The sequence below is a fragment of the Paenibacillus mesophilus genome (assembly GCF_005938385.1).
GTDB lineage: Bacteria > Bacillota > Bacilli > Paenibacillales > NBRC-103111 > Paenibacillus_AB > Paenibacillus_AB mesophilus.
In genome coordinates, this window is the sequence record NZ_VCRA01000018.1 from 1 (window position 1) to 374 (window position 374).

Consider the following 374-nt stretch of genomic DNA (forward strand, 5'->3'; position numbering starts at 1 on the left):
TCCCAATTCGTAAGACCCCTGGTAGACGACCAGGTTGATAGGTTCGGGGTGGAAGCGCGGCAACGCGTGCAGCTGACGAATACTAATCGGTCGAGGGCTTATCCAACTAGCCCCGGTAACCCCCGGGCGCTCGATTCCAGCTTCAACTCGATTTGTTTCGCATTCAGTTTTCAGGGAATAAACGGTGGACAGAACAGCAAGTCTGTACTGAAGATCGCTGCGACGCATGGCTGCGTTGCGACCTGAATATAAGTAAATCGTTTGGTGATGATGGCGGAGGGGATCCACGCGTTCCCATCCCGAACACGACCGTTAAGCCCTCCAGCGCCGATGGTACTTGGACCGCAGGGTCCTGGGAGAGTAGGACGTTGCCA

At 55.6% G+C, this 374-nt stretch carries 2 rRNA genes; both read left to right on the forward strand.

Annotated elements, in window-relative coordinates:
- A 23S ribosomal RNA gene (locus tag FE783_RS25705) occupies positions 1 to 106 on the forward strand; the annotation flags it as partial.
- A 154-nt stretch (positions 107 to 260) separates the two neighbouring features.
- Positions 261 to 374 (forward strand): 5S ribosomal RNA (rrf, locus tag FE783_RS25710).